This window comes from Lysobacter sp. GCM10012299, assembly GCF_042649405.1.
In the GTDB taxonomy this organism is placed as follows: domain Bacteria; phylum Pseudomonadota; class Gammaproteobacteria; order Xanthomonadales; family Xanthomonadaceae; genus Lysobacter_J.
Window position 1 is genome coordinate 537,151 of record NZ_JBHRZC010000001.1, and the last position, 15,060, is coordinate 552,210.

Here is a 15,060-nt window from a genome sequence, read left to right on the forward strand (position 1 = left end):
CCACATGAGGTTTGGCATGACCAGCGTTGCATCCACCTCCAGTCTTTCCGATACGCAGGAACGCGGCTGGCTCACGCCGCTCGAACTGTGCCTGCTTGGCGCCATCTGGGGCGCCTCGTTCCTGTTCATGCGAGTGGCGGCCCCTGATTTCGGCGCGATGGCGCTGGTCGAGGTTCGCCTGGCCCTGGGTTCGCTCGTGCTGCTGCCGTTCCTGTGGCGCGCACGGTCGCAGTTCCCGGCGAAGCTGTGGCCGAAGCTGGCGATCATCGGCGCGCTCAACTCTGCCATGCCGTTCATGCTGTTCGCCTGGGCGGCCAAGACGGCACCGGCTGGCGTGGGCGCGATCACCAATGCGATGACGGTGTTGTTCACCGCGCTCGTCGGCTTCCTGTTCTTCGGCGAGAAGATCGGTGCGCGTCGCGCGATCGCACTGGTCGCAGGTTTCGTTGGCGTGATCGTGCTGGCCAGTGACAAGACCGCGGGCGCGAGCATCGGCTGGGCCGTCGCCGCCGGTGCCGGCGCGTCGTTCCTGTACGGCGTCGGCATCAACCTGGTGCGTCGCCACCTGACCGGCCTGCCGCCGGCTGCCGTGGCCTCGGCCACGCTCGGCGTGGCAGCGCTGCTGACGTTGCCGTTCGCGATCGCCAACTGGCCGACGCATGCGGTGGCGATGAAGTCATGGTTGTCGGCCGGCATGCTCGGCGTGCTGTGCACCGGCCTGGCGTTCGTCATGTATTACCGCCTGATCGCGCGCATCGGTGCCGGTCGCGCGTCGACCGTGACCTACCTCATCCCGGTGTTCGGCGTGGCCTGGGCCTGGCTGCTGCTCGACGAGCCGCTGACCTTGAAGATGGGCATCGCAGGCGTGATGATCCTGGGCAGCGTCGCGCTCAGCCAGCGCACTGCGAAGTGACGATCTGGCCCGTGGCTGCATAGCGGCCACGGCTTTGCCAGATCGTCATCCCGGCGAAAGCCGGGATCCAGTTGCTGTCGGGATCCAGACGCGCGCAGCGCGCTTCATGAACTGAATGGCATGGCCGCACGCGGCCACCTGGATCCCGGCATTCGCCGGGATGACGAATAGAGGGAACCCATGGCCGACAAGCGCGTAGTCTTCGACTTCGACTTCGAGTTCACCAACGGCGGCGGCATCCAGGGCCAGGATTTCCGCCTGGACATCGACGGCGACGACATCGACGATGCCGCCCTCGTCGACTACATCGTCCGCGACCTGCGCCTGCTGATGGTCGGCCCCGCCCGCATCTTCAACAAGAAGGTCATCACCGAGCCGCACAAGCGCAAGGCTTCCGGCGCTGGGGATCGAGGGCGCACCTACGTCGACCTCAGCCACGTCATCGAGGACGGCCTGGTCACGTATCCCGGTCTTCCTGCCGCGCGCATCTGCGACTTCCTCAGCCGCGAGCAGTCGCGCGCCAAGTACGCCGCCGGCACCGAGTTCCAGATCGCGAAGATCGAAATCGTCGCCAACACCGGCACCTACATCGACTGTCCGTCGCACCGCTATGCGCATGGCCACGATCTGTCGCAGGTGGGGATCGCCGCGTTCGCTGACCTGGACGGCATCGTCATCCGCGCCGACCACCGCGACGTCCGTGCGATCGACGCCTCGTGGTTCCGCGACAGGGAACTGCGCGGTCGCGCCGTGCTCGTCCATACCGGGTGGGACGCCTACTGGCGCGAGCCGGGCTATGCCATCGAACACCCGTACCTGACCGAGGACGCGGCTGAATACCTGCGCGACTGCGGCGTCGCCCTGGTCGGCATCGACTCGATGAACATCGACGACACCCGCGGCGGCGATCGCCCGGTACATACGACCCTGCTCGGCGCCGAGATCCTGATCGTCGAGCACCTGTGCAACCTCGCCGCACTGCCGGACGAGGGCTTCGCCTTCAGCGCGATCCCGCCCAAGGTGAAGGGCGCAGGTACGTTCCCGGTGCGTGCAATGGCGCGCCTGGGCTAGACAGGGCGGTCCCCGGAAACGGACGCTGACGCGGGCGCTGCCTCCAACTGGTCGGCGATTCGCGACTGCGCCCGCGCCAGACTCGCGCCCGTCACCGCCCACGCCAACGCGATCGCGGCGCCGACCAGCGCGGCAATCGCCGGCTGCTGCGCCAGCATGTCGACGAAGGTCTTGGCCCAGCCGCTGACGGCATCCGCGCCGCGATAGACCACCGAGTCGATGAAGCTCTTGGCCTTGTACTTGGCCTCGGTAGGGACGACGGTGAACAGCATTTCGCGGCCCGGCCTGACGAAGGCGTACTCGCCGAAGCGGCGCACCACCATCACCACAGCCAGCACAGCGAACGTCGGCGCCAGCGCCAGCCACAGGAAGCCGAGCACGGTCACCATCGGCACCACCACCAGCAGCACGCCCAGTCCCAGCCGCTGCACCAGCCGGCCGGTGAGGAATAGTTGTGAGGCGATCGTCAGGCTCTGCACGATCACGTCGATCAGGCCGAACACCTGGGTCTGGTCGTCGCGATCAGGAAAACGCAGTTCGATCAGCCGCGCCTGCTCGAAGTAGAGGAAGGTGCTGACACTCGCCAGCAGCAGCACGAACGCGGAGATGCCGAGCAGGTACGGCGAGCGCATCACCGTGGTGATGCCGGCCAGCGGGCTGCCGCCCAGCGGACGCGCACGCGCGCCGGCGGTGAGTTCCTCCCGCACCGGATGCGCATCGCGCCAGCGTTGCAGGTGGCGGGCCGCGAAGATCGCCGCCACCAGCAGCGTCGCCGCCAGCCACAACAGCCCGGAATGGCCGATCAGTTCGACCAGGGCGATGCCAAGCAGCGGCCCGACCAGCCCGCCCAAGCTCGCGCCGGAGGCCATCAGCGCGAAGATGCGCTTGGCCTGCGAGGTCGGGAACAGGTCCACGCACACGCTCCACACCACCGACACCGCGATCAGGTTGAACACCGAGATCCAGATGTAGAAGGTGCGCGCGATCCACAGGTTTTCCGGATCGAGCTGGAAGCACACCGCAAACAACGCCAGGTTGGCGGCGAAGAAGCCGAACGTCCACGGCAGGATGTGGCGCCGCTTCACCTTCGCCGCGATCCAGCCGAACAGCGGCATCACCGCCAGCGTGGCGACGAAGGTGCCGGTGAACAGCCACTGCAGGTTGTCGACGCCACCGGCGACGCCCATCGTCTCGCGCACCGGCCGCAGCATGAAGTAGCCGGCGAACAGCAGGAAGAACACCAGGGCGCCGGCCAGTACCGGCGGCGCCTCCTCTTCGGTCACGCCGAAGAGGGACGCGATCTTGTGCGACCAGTTCGCCATGGGCACCGGTCAGGCCAGGGCAGCGACGAGCGCGTCGCGTTGCTTGGCATCGAGCAGTTGGCCCGTGCCGGCCTTGAGGTTGTCGAGCTGGTGCCGGGCCTTCGACGTGGCCGGGATCACCACCGTCACTTCCGGCGGGCTGAGCACGTACTTGAGGATCAGCTGCGCCCAGGAATCGGCACCGACCTCGGCCGCCCACGGTGGCAGCGGCTTGTCGCGCATCTGCGAGATCAGGCGGCCGTCCTCGAAGGCGCGGTTGATCATCACCGCGATGCCCAGTTCCTTTGCCAACGGAAAGATCGTCTTTTCGGCGCCGCGCGACACCGGAGAGTAGTTGATCTGGATCCAGTCGGGTTTGTGCTGGCGCATCTCGGCGGCGAGCTGCGCCTGGCCGTCCTCGCGGTAATGGGTGAGGCCGACGTAGCGCGTCTTGCCCTGCTGCTTGAGTTCGCGCGCCAGCGCGATCTGCGCGGCGGTGTCGCGCAGGTTGTGGACCTGCAGCAGCTCGACCTTGTCGGTCTTGAGCCGGCGCAGCGAATCGTCGAACTGGGCCAGGCCTTCCTCGCGGCCGCTCACGCCCGACAGCTTGGTCGCGATGAAGAGCTTCTGGCGCGCCTTGGCGTCGGCGATCAGATCGCCGAGGACGTCTTCGGCGGTGGAGTAGGTCGGTGCGGTATCGATCAGCGATCCGCCGGCGTTGATGAAGGTGTCGAGCACCTCACGCAGGGGTGCGCGCGAGGCGCCATCCGTGCCGACTTCGAAACTGCCCGACGTGCCCATGCCGATCACCGGGATCTTCTCGCCGGTGGCGGGGACCGCGCGCGTCAGCAGCGGTCCTTTGAATGGCTTGGGTGCTGCAGTCGACGGCGCGGCTGCACTTGCAGCCGGCTGTTCCTGGCTGCACGCCACCAGCGGCGCCAGGGCGATGCCGGCGGCGGTCAGGGTGGCGGTGGAGATGAACTCGCGACGGTTGGCCATGGCGTGATCTCTTCCGGCGGGGTGAAGGGGGATTGTGCCGTTGTTGCCCGTGCGTTGGGCGAGTGCCGATTGGCACGGCTGCGAAACGCGGGCGCGCTTCGCGCGACTGGATCCCGGCTTTCGCCGGGATGACGGGATTCTTCAGGCGCCCAGGCGCCGCAGCAGCGCCATCGCGGCAGCCGGGTTGCGCTCTTTCGCGGCGCTGATGAAATAGACGAATACGTCACGCTTCCCGGCGTCGTCATGTTGCGGCGCAAGATAGGGCAGGTCGGCGGGCTGGCCGCCTTGCGACCACTCGCGCGCACGTGCTGCCCAGCGATCGAGTTCGTCATCGGGATAGCCATCGGCGATGTCGCTGCGCGTCTGCATCAGTCGCGCGTAGACGAAGTCCGCGGTGACGTCGGCGAAGGATGGATGCTCGGACGAATCCGTGAACACCCCGGCCATGTTGTGCTGGCGCAGCAGCGCCACGTAGTCCTGGTCGACGAAGGCGTGGTCGCGCACGTCGATCACATGACGCAGCCGCCTGCCTTCGACCTCGGTCGGCAGCAGTGCGAGGAACTGTGCAAACGTGTCGCGCTGCAGCGGCGGTCCCTGGTCGAATTGCCAGACGATCGGGCCGAGGCGATCGCCCAACGAGGCGATGCCACCGACGAAGTCCTCGACCTGCGGGCCGGTCTTCGCCAGCGTCTTCGACTGCATGATCCGCATCGGCGCCTTGGCCGAGAACAGGAAACCGTCCGGTGTTTCCGCCGCCCACTTGGTGTAGGTCGCCGGCTTCTGCGAGCCGTAGTACGTGCCGTTGACCTCGATCGCGCTGAGGTGGCGGCTGGCGTACTCGAGTTCGCGCCGCTGCACCAGGCCCTTCGGGTAGAAGTTGTTGCGCCAGGGCACGTAGGTCCAGCCGCCGACGCCGACGCGGATACCGTCGACCGGTTTCGGTCCGTTACCGAACTCGTCCATCGCTCAGGCGTCCTTCCATGGGTCGTAGGTGCCGAACCACCACAGGTGGCCTTCGAGGTCGCGGCAGGCGTAGCCACGGCCGCCGTAGGGCTGGTCGGCGATGTCGATCACGACCGGGGCGCCGGCTTTGGTTGCCTGGGCGTAGTGGGCGTCGGCATCGGTGACGATCACGCAGATGCTCTGGGTTGCGCGCTGGCCGGTCTCGTCGGGGTGGATCATCAGCCGTGACCACTCGCCGTCCTTGTTGGCCGAGCCGAGCATGATCATGCCGCTGCCATGGACGAGTTGCGCGTGGAGGATCACGTCGCCGTGGGCGTAGACCGCCTGGCGCTGGAAGCCGAAGGCGTCGCACAGCCAGTCGATGGCCTTGGGTGCGTCGTGGTAGACCAGGGTGGGAATGACCGTGCTGCCGGGGGACATGGCGGGTTCCTCGTTTGGAAGCCCCTCTCCCGCGTGCGGGAGAGGGGTTGGGGTGAGGGCACGCGCTTCGCGCGCTGGATCCCGGCTTTCGCCGGGATGACGATCATTTAATCGGCTCGTCCAGCATCATCTCGCGGACGAAACGCACCGGCGGCGCGCCGTACGACAGCACCTGGTCGTGGTAGGCCTTGGCGTTGAACTTGTCGCCGAGCTTGGCTTCCACCGCCTTGCGCATGTCGAAGTGCTCCTGCGCACCGACGAAATACGTCGGGAGCTGCGCCGAGGTCAGCTGCGCGCGCACCCACTTGCCGGACGCTTCGCGCTCCTGCTGGAAGGCCTGCTTCGTCATCAGTTCCATCGCCTGCTCGCGGCTCCAGTTGTCCACGTGCACGCCCTGGTCGAGGATCGCGTTGGCGATCGTGCGCAAGTAGAACTTCAGCTGCACCAGGCGGAACAGCGGGTCGTTATCGAGGTAACCCGCGTCGGCCATCATGTCCTCGGTGTAGACCGCCCAGCCCTCGGCGAACAGGCCCGAACGCAGCACCGAACGCAGGGTCGAGTGCGACTTGGCCGAATGCGCGCCTTCCAGGTAATGGCCCGGCATCGCTTCGTGGATCGACAGCAGGTGGATCATGCGGCTGTTGTATTCGCGCAGGAACGAATCGGCCTGCTTGTCGTCCCACTCGTCCGGGATCGGCGAGATCGCGTAATAGGTGTCCAGGCCCTTGTCGAGCGGACCGGGCGAGTCGCAATAGGCCACCGCGACGCCGCGCTGGAACTCCGGCATCAGGATGATCTTGACCGGGTCGTTGGGCACGGTGACCAGGTCGTGCTTGCGGGTGAAGTCGGTTGCTTCGGCGAGCGTCTTCTTGGCGAAGTCGACCACTTCGTTGCGTGCCGGCTTGTCGGCGTAGGCCAGCTCCAGCGCGGCCTCGATCGCCTTCTGCTGCTGGTCAGGGTTCGGGTTGGCCGGCAGTTCCGGAGCGCCCGGCTTGTCCTTGAGCACGGTCTGGGCGATGGCGTACATCTCGCCGCGCACGCGCTTGAGTTCGGACTCGGCGCGCTGCTTGATCTCCGCGCGCGACAGTGAGGAGTTCAGCGAGAACTGCAGCTTCTCGTCGTACAGCGTCTGGCCGATGCGGAAATCGCCCTTGGCGTTGGGCACCAGGGTCTTGTCGAGCCAGGTCTGCTGCTCGGCCACGGCCTTGCGCAGGCCGGCGACGGCGGCGTCGAGCTGCTTGCGGTCCTCGCCCTTGAGCTGGTCGGCGTTGGGGACGATGAAGGTGTCGATCAGGCTGAGCACGCCGGCGTTCTGCTTGGCGACGGTCTCGGCGTGGATCGACGGCACGCGTGCCGGATCGAGGTTCTCGCGCATCTGCGCGTAGATGCCCGGGATCTTCTGCATGCGCGCGGTGGCCGACTTCAGGCGCTGCGGCATCGGTGCGAAGTCGCGCGCCATCAGGTTGTAGATCGCGCCGCCGGCCAGGCCGCTGTAGACCTGCGGATCCCACGCCCAGCTCTGCAGCGTCTCGATGCCCCAGATGTCGCCGCGGATCTGGTTGCGCAGGATCGAGGCGTCGATCTGGTTCTCGCGCGAGAGCTTGGTGGTGTCGATCGCGTCGAGCTCGGTCAGCAGCTTCTTGCTGAAGTCGACCAGCTTGGCGCGGCCGGCCGCGCTGAGGTCGTCGACCTCGCTGTCGTAGTCGTGCTTGCCGATCTGCGTGGCGCTGACCGGGTTGAGCCGCAGCCAGCCGTCGAGCCAGCGCTGCGAGAGTTCGGCGAAGCGGGCGTCGGTGGCGGCATCGGAGGCCGGGGCGGCCGGTGCCGTGGCGGCGGTATCGGCCGGCGCCGGCGGGGTCTGCGGCTGGCAGGCGGCCAGGGTCGCGCTGAGCACGGCGACGGCGAGGAGGGTGGGGCGCAACGAACGCATGGCAGGTCTCGGGACAGGCGGCAGGCCGCGATCTCCACAGGATATCGCCTGCGGAGAGGGGCCCGCATGGGTCGTTGGTTGAGGCGGACCGCCGGTTGCCTTGCCGAATCTGTCGCAAGCGGCCGGGCGGGGGCTCAGGCGGCGGCGATGCCGCCAGGGTGGGCGTAGACATTGAGCTGACCGCCGCGAGCGAACGCCGCCAGGGTGATGCCGGCGGCTTCGGCGGTGCGGATGGCCAGGTCGGTCGGGGCCGAGATCGCCACCACGATCGCGATGCCCGCGGTGGCCGCCTTGTGCACGATTTCGTACGACGCCCGCGAGGTGATGACCAGGAAGCCGTCCTGCGCGCGCAGCGGCGGCTGTTGCGCCGCCATCGCGCCGACCAGTTTGTCGAGCGCGTTGTGCCGGCCGACATCCTCGCGCACCAGCAGTCCGCCGGCGTGCGCGAAACCGGCGGCATGCACGCCGCCGCTGTGGGTGTTGAGGGGCTGCTGCTCGGCGAGGGCGGCCAGCGCTGCGTGGATCGTCGCTGTACTGACCGGCGTCGGCGCGACCACGCGCGGCACCGGGCGCAGCGCCGCCTGCAGCGATTCGACCCCGCACAGGCCGCAGCCACTGCGGCCTTCGAGGCCGCGCCGTCGGGCCTGCAGGGCGTCGAAGCGCGCCTGCGGAATGGCAGCGTGCAGCGAGATGCCTTCGTCATGACGCACGACATCGACCAGGCGGAATTCATCGGCGCTGGCGACGATGCCTTCGCTCAGCGCAAAACCGAGGGCGAAGTCCGGAAGCGATTCGGGCGTGGCCATCATCACCACGAATGGCTCGCCGTTGTAGAGCAGCGCCACCGGCGCTTCGACTATCACGCGGTCCTCGTGCGGCGCACGCACGTCGCCGTGCAGGCGCAACGCCTGCACATCGCTCAGCGGCTCGCTCACACGGTCCCGCACAGCTGCCGTCCGCGTGAAGTCAGCCACAGCAGCGTGCGATCGCCGTCCTCGCGTTGCTCGACCAGGTCCAGTCCGTCAAACCGCGGATCGCTGCCCAGCGCCGACAGCAGCCGCTGCAGTTCGCTCAGGCCCAGCCCGAGCCGCTTGGCCACGCGATGGATCGATTGCCCGTCTTCCTCGGCGAGCAGCTGCAGCAGCGCGAGCGCGGATTCCTCGGTCATGCGGTCGTGCTCCGCGCCAGCCGCACCGGAATCGATTTCGATGCCGGCGTGCGCGCGCGTTCGGCATGGTGGTCGAGCGGAACCAGTGCATTGGTCTCCGGGAAGTAGCTTGCGAGGCAGCCTTCGGGGATGTCGTACTCGACCAGGCGGAAGCCGGTCACCGTGCGCTCGCCGTCGGACCACACCGAAGTGATGTCTACCAGCTCGCCGTCGTAGAAGCCGAGCCGGCGCAGGTCGGCGGCGTTGATGAAACACACGCGGCGCAGGCCGTGCACGCCGCGGTAGCGGTCGTCGAGGCCATAGACGGTGGTGTTGTACTGATCGTGCGAGCGGACGGTCATCAGGGTGAACAGCTTGCCGTCCCGCGCTTCAACTGCCGGCAGCAGCGGATGGGCATGGAACGTCGCCTTGCCGCTGGCGGTCGGGAACACCCGTTCGCGCCCCGGATGGTGCAGGTGGAACCCACCCGATGCGCGCACGCGCGAATTGAAGTCGGCGAAACCGTCGATGACGCGCGCGATGCGATCGCGGATGCGGTCGTAATCCTCCACCAGCCACAGCCACGGTGTGCGGCTGCGTGGCAGCGTCGCGGCAGCCAGGCGCGCGACGATCGCCGGCTCCGACAGCAACTGGTCCGACGCCGCCGGGTTCATGCCCGACGACAGGTGCACCATGCTCATCGAGTCTTCCACCGTCACCGCCTGCGGGCCGGAGGCCTGCAGGTCGATCTCGGTGCGCCCCAGGCACGGCAGGATCAATGCCTGGCGCCCGTGCACCAGGTGCGAGCGGTTGAGTTTGGTGCTGACGTGCACGGTGAGCTGGCAACGGCGCAGCGCCTCGACAACCCGCGCGCTGTCGGGCGTGGCCGCGGCGAAGTTGCCGCCCATCGCGAAGAACACGCCGGCGCGGCCGTCGTGCATCGCCTCGATGGCGGCGATGGTGTCGTGGCCATGCGCGCGCGGCGGCTGGAAGTCGAACTCGGCGCCAAGGCGGTCGAGAAAGGCCGGCGAAGGTTGCTCGTAGATGCCCATCGTGCGGTCGCCCTGCACGTTGGAATGGCCGCGCACCGGGCAGGGGCCCGCGCCCGGGCGGCCGATGTTGCCGCGCAGGAGCAGCAGGTTGGCCAGCATCTGGATCGTGGCGACGCTGCGCGCATGCTGGGTGATGCCCATGCCCCAGCACAGGATCGTCGTCGGGCTGTCGATGTAGGTCTGCGCGGCGTGTTCGAGGTCGGCGCGGGTCAGGCCCGACTCGCGTTCCAGCGTGTCCCAGCCGGTGGCGCGCAGCGAGGCCGCGAAGTGCTCGAAGCCGCTGGTGTGGGCGGCGATGAAGTCGGCATCGACCGCGTCGCGTTCGACCACGACCTTGGCCAGCGCGGTCGCCACCGCGAGGTCGCCGCCGATGCGCGGCTGGTAATACTCCGAGGCGATGCGCGTGCCGCTGCCACCGAGCATGTCGGCCGGCGACTGCGGGTTGGCGAACCGTTCCAGTCCGCGTTCCCGCAGCGGATTGAACACGACGATGCGGCAACCGCGACGCGACGCCGTGCGCAGTTCGCCGAGCATGCGCGGATGATTGGTGCCGGGGTTCTGGCCGAAGATGAAGATCGCATCGGCGTGCTCGAAATCCTCCAGAGTCACCGAGCCCTTGCCGCTGCCGAGCTGCTCGGTCAGCGCCACGCCCGAGGCCTCGTGGCACATGTTCGAACAGTCGGGCAGGTTGTTGGTGCCGTACTCGCGCACGAACAACTGGTAGAGGAACGCCGCCTCGTTCGACGTCCGGCCGGACGTGTAGAAGATCGCCTCGTCGGGCGAGGACAGGTCGTTGAGTGCATCGGCGACGAGTGCGAATGCATCGTCCCAAGCAATCGGACGGTAATGGTCACTGCCGGCGTCGTAGACCATCGGCTCGGTCAGGCGGCCCTGCGCCTCGAGCAGACGATCCTCCCACTGCGCCAGCTCGCTGACGCTGTTCGCGGCGAAGAATTCGCGCGTCACCCGCTTCGAAGTGGCCTCGTTGGCGACCGCCTTGACGCCGTTCTCGCAGAACTCGAACGTCGAATGCACGTTGCGGTCGGGCCAGGCGCAACCCGGGCAGTCGAAGCCGCGCGGCTGGTTGGCGCGCAATAGGGTATTGGCGCCCTTGACCAGCACCTGCTGCTCGCGCAGGGCCTGCCAGGAACTCTTCAGTGCATCCCAGCCACCGGCGGGCTTGTCGTACGGGTCGATGGGCTTGTTGTCGGTCATCTGCAGTATTCGATGGCCGGCTGCTCCGCCGGCATGCGCCGATGATAGGCCTGTTGCCGTCGATCCGGGCTGAAGTGCCGCCCGGCCCATGGCATAGTCGCGACCGTTGACTTCAAGAGGGGCGGCGATGCGGATCAGGTTTGCGGCTACGACTATCCTGGCGCTGGTCATTGCGTTGGCAGGCTGCAGCGAGAAGCGCAGCGCCATGGACGCGGGCGGTTCGGGCCCCGCGCAGGCCACCGCCAACCGCGCCGGTTCGATGCTGGCCTATGAGCACAGCGTCGTCGTCTGGCTCGATGCCGGGGAGATTCCGCCACGACTGCAAGCCGTACGGGATGCCTGCAGCCAGCAGCGCGTGGGCGACTGCACCGTGCTCGATGTCGACCAGCAGGCCGGGGATACGCGCAGTGCCAGCCTGACCGTACGTGTGGTGCCCGCTGGCGTTGAACCGTTGATTTCCCTGGCCGGCAAGGACGGCGAGATCGGTCACCGCCGCACTCACGCCGAGGACCTGGCCGTGGCCGTGCGCGACAACGAGCTCCAGCGCCAGCGCTTGCAGAACGAACGCACCCAGCTCCAGGCCTTCCAGCAGCGCCGCGACCTCGCCGTCGCCGACATGATCGCGCTGTCGCGGCAGCTGGCCGAAGTCGAGGCGCAGTTGCAGGCGGCCGAGCAGGAGCGTGCGCAACACCGCATGCGCATCGACACGCAGAAGCTGACGATCTCGTTCCTGCCACCCGCCGGTCAAAACGGTCGCAGCGAGATCGGTCAAGCCTTGCGCGACTTTGGTGAAACCCTGGCGATGGGCACCGCATGGACCATCCGTGCCGCCGCGTTCCTGATCCCGCTCGGACTGGTGGTGCTGGTGGCAGTCTGGTTGTGGCGGCGCATGCGCCGACGCGGAGGTCGCTGACATGCGCACGATGGTCCTGACTTTGACGCTGGCGCTTGCATCGGCGCCTGCATTCGCGGCCTCCTGCCCGCCCGACGGCTGGAACGCGGAAAAGCTCGAAGCGCTGAAGCAGTCGCAGTTCGTCATCGCCGACGCCGGCGAGCGCTCAGCGCTGGCCATGGGCCTGCTCGACTGCCTGGGCGATACCGATCCGCAACTGCGCGACGGTATTGCCTATGAGGGATTGGCGGCGTGGATGCGCAAGGGCGAGCTGGCACCGGAGACGCTGCGGCCGATGCGCGAACGCCTCTACGCGATGCTCGCCGAGCCCGACCCGCAAGGCGTGCGCTGGCCATTCGCGGCGCTGGTACTGGCCGAAGTGGCCAGAACCGACCGCACCACGCCCTGGATGACGCCGGCGGAGCGGGCGACGATGGTGGTTCGCGCGACGGTGTATTTCGAGTCGGTGCGTGACTATCGCGGCTTCGACGCCGACGTCGGTTGGCGCCACGGTGTCGCCCACGGTGCCGACTGGTTGATGCAGCTGAGCCTGAATCCGGCCCTCGACGCGCCGCAGTTGAACCGCATCGTCGATGCGTTGGCGGTGCAGGTCGTTCCGCCAAGTGGGCACGCCTACATCTTCGGCGAACCGCAGCGGATGGCGGCGCCGCTGGTGCATGCGGCACAGCGCGGGGTACGCGACGAGGCCGCGTGGTCGACCTGGTTCAAGGCGTTCCTGCCGCGCATCGGCGATCCGGCGCTGGCATGGCGCGACAGCGCCTGGCTGGCGCGCCGCCACGATCTGAATGCGTTCCTCGAGGCGATCTACGTCGAGGCCGACCTGTCCAGCGACCCGCGCGTGAAGGCGCTGCTGCCGGGCGTCACCGCCACGCTCAAGGCCCTGCCCTGACGGCCGATGCCGCGACGTTGGCTGCCGCGGGGGTCAGTCCTCTTCGGTATCGAACTCCACCAGCACGTCGAGATCGAAGGCCAGCGCCTCGACCGCGTCGCGCACGCGGGCGGCCGTCGCCAGGTTGGGGGCTTCGATCTCCAGTGCGTGCTGCCCCGGGCCCTGGTCGTCGATGAGGCCGGCCGAACTCGAATCGTCGTCGTCCAGGTGCGACATCAGGTCGTCGACCTCCTCGATGTGTTCGATGCCGTCGAGGCTGGTGAGGAGGTTGCTGATGGCGCGGACGCTGTCGTCGCTGCCGGTGACTCGTAGACGCATCAAGGGCATGGCGGGGGCCTTTCGGTTGGGGCCATACGAGGCTATTGAGCGGCGGGATAAGACCGCGTGATGGCGCGCCCCCGGCTACGTTGCGATGTCATGCCCATGGAGTAGGGTTAGGCCATGGAAAACGACACCAGGACCCCGCCCACCGGCGTCACCCTGCGCCCGCTCGAACGCGGCGACCTGCATTTCGTCCATGTGCTCAACAACAACCGCAGCATCATGGGCTACTGGTTCGAGGAGCCGTACGAGTCGTTCGTCGAGCTGGAGGAGTTGTACCGCAAGCACATCCACGACCAGTCCGAGCGCCGCTTCATCGTCGAGGACGGCGCGCACGAGCGGGTCGGGCTGGTGGAGCTGGTGGAGATCGACCACCTGCACCGGCGCGCGGAGTTCCTGATCATGATCTCGCCCGAGCAGCAGAACCGCGGTTACGCCCGCGAGGCAACGCGGCTGGCGATCAACTACGCCTTCCGCGTGCTCAACCTCTACAAGCTCTACCTGCTGGTCGATGTCGACAACGACCGCGCGATCCGGGTGTACGAGGAGGCCGGGTTTCGCCGCGAAGGCGTGCTGGTCGACGAATTCTTCAGTGATGGCCGCTACCACGACGTGGTGCGGATGTGCCTGTTCCAGGACGAGGCGCTGAATCGCGAACCGAGGCAGGAGCGGACCGCGCCGTAGAGCACCGTCGTTCCCGCGAAGGCGGGAACCCATGGACGTTGAATCAACGTCAACGGCAACTGGATCCCGGCGTTCGCCGGGATGACGGTGAGGGTGTGTCGGAGACGGAAGTCAGCGCTTCGTCTTCGGCTTGGCCTTCGCCTTCGCTGCCGGCGCCGGCTTCACCGGCTTCGGCGGCGGTGCGCGCGTGGGCAGCGGCACGTTGCACAGGTCGATGTGGCCGGCCATGTGCTTGTACCACTCGTCGCGACGGTTGCGGCGCGACTCGACCAGGTCGGTGAACAGCGGCGTGTCGGTGCGCAGCACCTCGATCGCGACGCGGTCCTTCTTCGCCACGTCCGCGGCCAGTCGCACCGAACGGATCGGCGTGCGCTGCGAAGGCTGCTCGTAGAAGCCCAGAGGACCGGTGCCGCGCGGCAACACCGACAGCAGTTCCATGCCCTTGATGACGCGGCCGACGACGGTGATGTTGCGGTCGAGCTGGCGCGGCGACTGGCCGGTCACTACATACAACTCGGTGGCGTTGCTCGAATCGGCCTCGACATCGCGGCCGGCGCCGACGGTGCCATAGCAGTGTGCCATCCACGCCGTGTTGGTGGCCGGATCGCGACCGGCCGGGAAGCCGTAAGAGAAGCCGACCTGAGGCGCCCAGCCATCGGCGTCGGGCAGGCGATCGAACGGCAGGCCCTCGGACTTGCGAGCGAACTCGGCCGGCAGCTTGGCCTTGGTGCCGCGGCCCATCGGCTTGCGGTCCTTGTCTTCCTCGGCCGGGTCGCCCCACTGCACGACGAAGTTGTCCTGCGAACGGTTGATGCTCATCCCGTTCCAGTAGCCGTTCTTGGCCATCGCGCGGATGTTGGCGACGTGCGCCGGTGCGAACGCCGGCGCCAGTTCGATCACGACCTGGCCGCTGTCGAGATCAAGGTACAGCGTGTTCTTCGGGTCCGGGACGCGCCAGTCCGAAGGCGCGGACGCATCGAGGATCTCCTGCATCGAGCGCGGCTTGGCTGCCGGAGCGGCCGGTTCGGTTGCGGCCTGTTGAGGAGCGGCCTGTTGAGGAGCGGCCTGTTGGGCAGCGGCCGGTTTCGGTGCGGCCGGTTTCGGAGCAGCCGCATCGGCCGCGGAAATCGCCAGCAACAACGCCGACGAGAGCAGGGCGAACGACCATTTGCGTGCCCTGGACAGGCGCGGTTGCGACAGGCGTGACTTCGACACGACTTACCCCCTTGGATGAACAGGCAG

General features: G+C 67.8%; 15 protein-coding genes. 5 read left to right on the forward strand and 10 right to left on the reverse strand.

Features of this window, described 5'->3' with window-relative positions; genetic code table 11:
* Nucleotides 1–16 precede the first annotated feature (16 nt).
* Both ACFOPO_RS02710 and ACFOPO_RS02715 read left to right on the forward strand, forming a co-directional pair.
* Entirely contained in the window at nt 17–913 is an 897-nt protein-coding gene (locus ACFOPO_RS02710) for a DMT family transporter (protein ID WP_386700588.1), read from the forward strand.
* Nucleotides 914–1,093: 180 nt separating this feature from the next.
* On the forward strand, nt 1,094–1,984 hold the full coding sequence (locus tag ACFOPO_RS02715; protein WP_386700591.1) for a cyclase family protein: 891 nt from the start codon (nt 1,094–1,096) through the stop codon (nt 1,982–1,984).
* Here the strand turns inward: ACFOPO_RS02715 and ACFOPO_RS02720 are convergent.
* From ACFOPO_RS02720 to ACFOPO_RS02755, 8 genes are all read right to left on the reverse strand, one after another.
* Nucleotides 1,981–3,306, reverse strand: coding sequence for an NTP/NDP exchange transporter (locus ACFOPO_RS02720; protein ID WP_386700593.1), 1,326 nt, complete (start codon nt 3,304–3,306; stop codon nt 1,981–1,983). The genes ACFOPO_RS02715 and ACFOPO_RS02720 overlap by 4 nt on opposite strands.
* Before the next feature lie 9 nt (nt 3,307–3,315).
* Entirely contained in the window at nt 3,316–4,284 is a 969-nt protein-coding gene (locus tag ACFOPO_RS02725; protein WP_386700595.1) for an aldo/keto reductase, read from the reverse strand.
* A gap of 141 nt (nt 4,285–4,425) precedes the next feature.
* On the reverse strand, nt 4,426–5,247 hold the full coding sequence (locus tag ACFOPO_RS02730; protein ID WP_386700597.1) for a DUF72 domain-containing protein: 822 nt from the start codon (nt 5,245–5,247) through the stop codon (nt 4,426–4,428).
* A gap of 3 nt (nt 5,248–5,250) precedes the next feature.
* Complete coding sequence (locus ACFOPO_RS02735) at nt 5,251–5,667, reverse strand: VOC family protein (RefSeq protein WP_386700599.1); 417 nt, start codon at nt 5,665–5,667, stop codon at nt 5,251–5,253.
* Nucleotides 5,668–5,770: 103 nt separating this feature from the next.
* Entirely contained in the window at nt 5,771–7,588 is a 1,818-nt protein-coding gene (locus tag ACFOPO_RS02740; RefSeq protein WP_386701255.1) for a DUF885 domain-containing protein, read from the reverse strand.
* Nucleotides 7,589–7,731: 143 nt separating this feature from the next.
* Complete coding sequence (gene fdhD, locus ACFOPO_RS02745) at nt 7,732–8,544, reverse strand: formate dehydrogenase accessory sulfurtransferase FdhD (protein WP_386700601.1); 813 nt, start codon at nt 8,542–8,544, stop codon at nt 7,732–7,734.
* The gene (locus ACFOPO_RS02750) at nt 8,529–8,765 is read right to left on the reverse strand and encodes a helix-turn-helix domain-containing protein (RefSeq protein ID WP_386700603.1); all 237 of its coding nucleotides are present in this window, start codon (nt 8,763–8,765) and stop codon (nt 8,529–8,531) included. Before ACFOPO_RS02750 ends, fdhD begins: the two co-directional genes overlap by 16 nt.
* Nucleotides 8,762–11,011: an FdhF/YdeP family oxidoreductase gene (locus tag ACFOPO_RS02755; protein ID WP_386700605.1), complete on the reverse strand. Its 2,250-nt coding sequence runs from the start codon at nt 11,009–11,011 to the stop codon at nt 8,762–8,764. The genes ACFOPO_RS02750 and ACFOPO_RS02755 overlap by 4 nt, the downstream gene beginning before the upstream one ends.
* Nucleotides 11,012–11,138: 127 nt before the next feature.
* On the opposite strand from ACFOPO_RS02755, the gene ACFOPO_RS02760 reads away from it, so the two are divergent.
* Both ACFOPO_RS02760 and ACFOPO_RS02765 read left to right on the forward strand, forming a co-directional pair.
* Nucleotides 11,139–11,924 (forward strand): DUF4349 domain-containing protein, encoded by a 786-nt coding sequence (locus ACFOPO_RS02760; protein WP_386700607.1) that lies wholly within the window; start codon nt 11,139–11,141, stop codon nt 11,922–11,924.
* Between the two features lies 1 nt (nt 11,925).
* Nucleotides 11,926–12,813: a DUF2785 domain-containing protein gene (locus tag ACFOPO_RS02765; protein WP_386700609.1), complete on the forward strand. Its 888-nt coding sequence runs from the start codon at nt 11,926–11,928 to the stop codon at nt 12,811–12,813.
* 33 nt (nt 12,814–12,846) lie between these two features.
* Here the strand turns inward: ACFOPO_RS02765 and ACFOPO_RS02770 are convergent, their stop codons facing one another.
* A complete protein-coding gene (locus ACFOPO_RS02770) occupies nt 12,847–13,140 on the reverse strand; it encodes a hypothetical protein (RefSeq protein ID WP_241918785.1) in 294 nt (97 codons plus the stop codon).
* Nucleotides 13,141–13,254: 114 nt separating this feature from the next.
* On the opposite strand from ACFOPO_RS02770, the gene speG reads away from it, so the two are divergent.
* The gene (gene speG / locus ACFOPO_RS02775) at nt 13,255–13,818 is read left to right on the forward strand and encodes a spermidine N1-acetyltransferase (RefSeq protein ID WP_386700612.1); all 564 of its coding nucleotides are present in this window, start codon (nt 13,255–13,257) and stop codon (nt 13,816–13,818) included.
* A 111-nt stretch (nt 13,819–13,929) separates the two neighbouring features.
* Here the strand turns inward: speG and ACFOPO_RS02780 are convergent, their stop codons facing one another.
* Nucleotides 13,930–15,033, reverse strand: a complete 1,104-nt coding sequence (locus tag ACFOPO_RS02780) for a peptidylprolyl isomerase (RefSeq protein ID WP_386700614.1) — start codon at nt 15,031–15,033, stop codon at nt 13,930–13,932.
* Between the last annotated feature and the right edge of the window lie 27 nt (nt 15,034–15,060).

Bases quoted from the DNA above. Each gene is read 5' to 3' on its own strand.
- ACFOPO_RS02760 (WP_386700607.1), top strand. From the start codon at position 11,139: ATGCGGATCAGGTTTGCGGCTACGACTATCCTGGCGCTGGTCATTGCG.
- ACFOPO_RS02725 (WP_386700595.1), bottom strand. From the start codon at position 4,284: ATGGCCAACCGTCGCGAGTTCATCTCCACCGCCACCCTGACCGCCGCC.
- ACFOPO_RS02755 (WP_386700605.1), bottom strand. From the start codon at position 11,011: ATGACCGACAACAAGCCCATCGACCCGTACGACAAGCCCGCCGGTGGC.
- ACFOPO_RS02730 (WP_386700597.1), bottom strand. From the start codon at position 5,247: ATGGACGAGTTCGGTAACGGACCGAAACCGGTCGACGGTATCCGCGTC.
- ACFOPO_RS02765 (WP_386700609.1), top strand. From the start codon at position 11,926: ATGCGCACGATGGTCCTGACTTTGACGCTGGCGCTTGCATCGGCGCCT.
- ACFOPO_RS02715 (WP_386700591.1), top strand. From the start codon at position 1,094: ATGGCCGACAAGCGCGTAGTCTTCGACTTCGACTTCGAGTTCACCAAC.
- ACFOPO_RS02710 (WP_386700588.1), top strand. From the start codon at position 17: ATGACCAGCGTTGCATCCACCTCCAGTCTTTCCGATACGCAGGAACGC.
- ACFOPO_RS02750 (WP_386700603.1), bottom strand. From the start codon at position 8,765: ATGACCGAGGAATCCGCGCTCGCGCTGCTGCAGCTGCTCGCCGAGGAA.
- ACFOPO_RS02720 (WP_386700593.1), bottom strand. From the start codon at position 3,306: ATGGCGAACTGGTCGCACAAGATCGCGTCCCTCTTCGGCGTGACCGAA.
- ACFOPO_RS02735 (WP_386700599.1), bottom strand. From the start codon at position 5,667: ATGTCCCCCGGCAGCACGGTCATTCCCACCCTGGTCTACCACGACGCA.
- ACFOPO_RS02770 (WP_241918785.1), bottom strand. From the start codon at position 13,140: ATGCCCTTGATGCGTCTACGAGTCACCGGCAGCGACGACAGCGTCCGC.
- speG (WP_386700612.1), top strand. From the start codon at position 13,255: ATGGAAAACGACACCAGGACCCCGCCCACCGGCGTCACCCTGCGCCCG.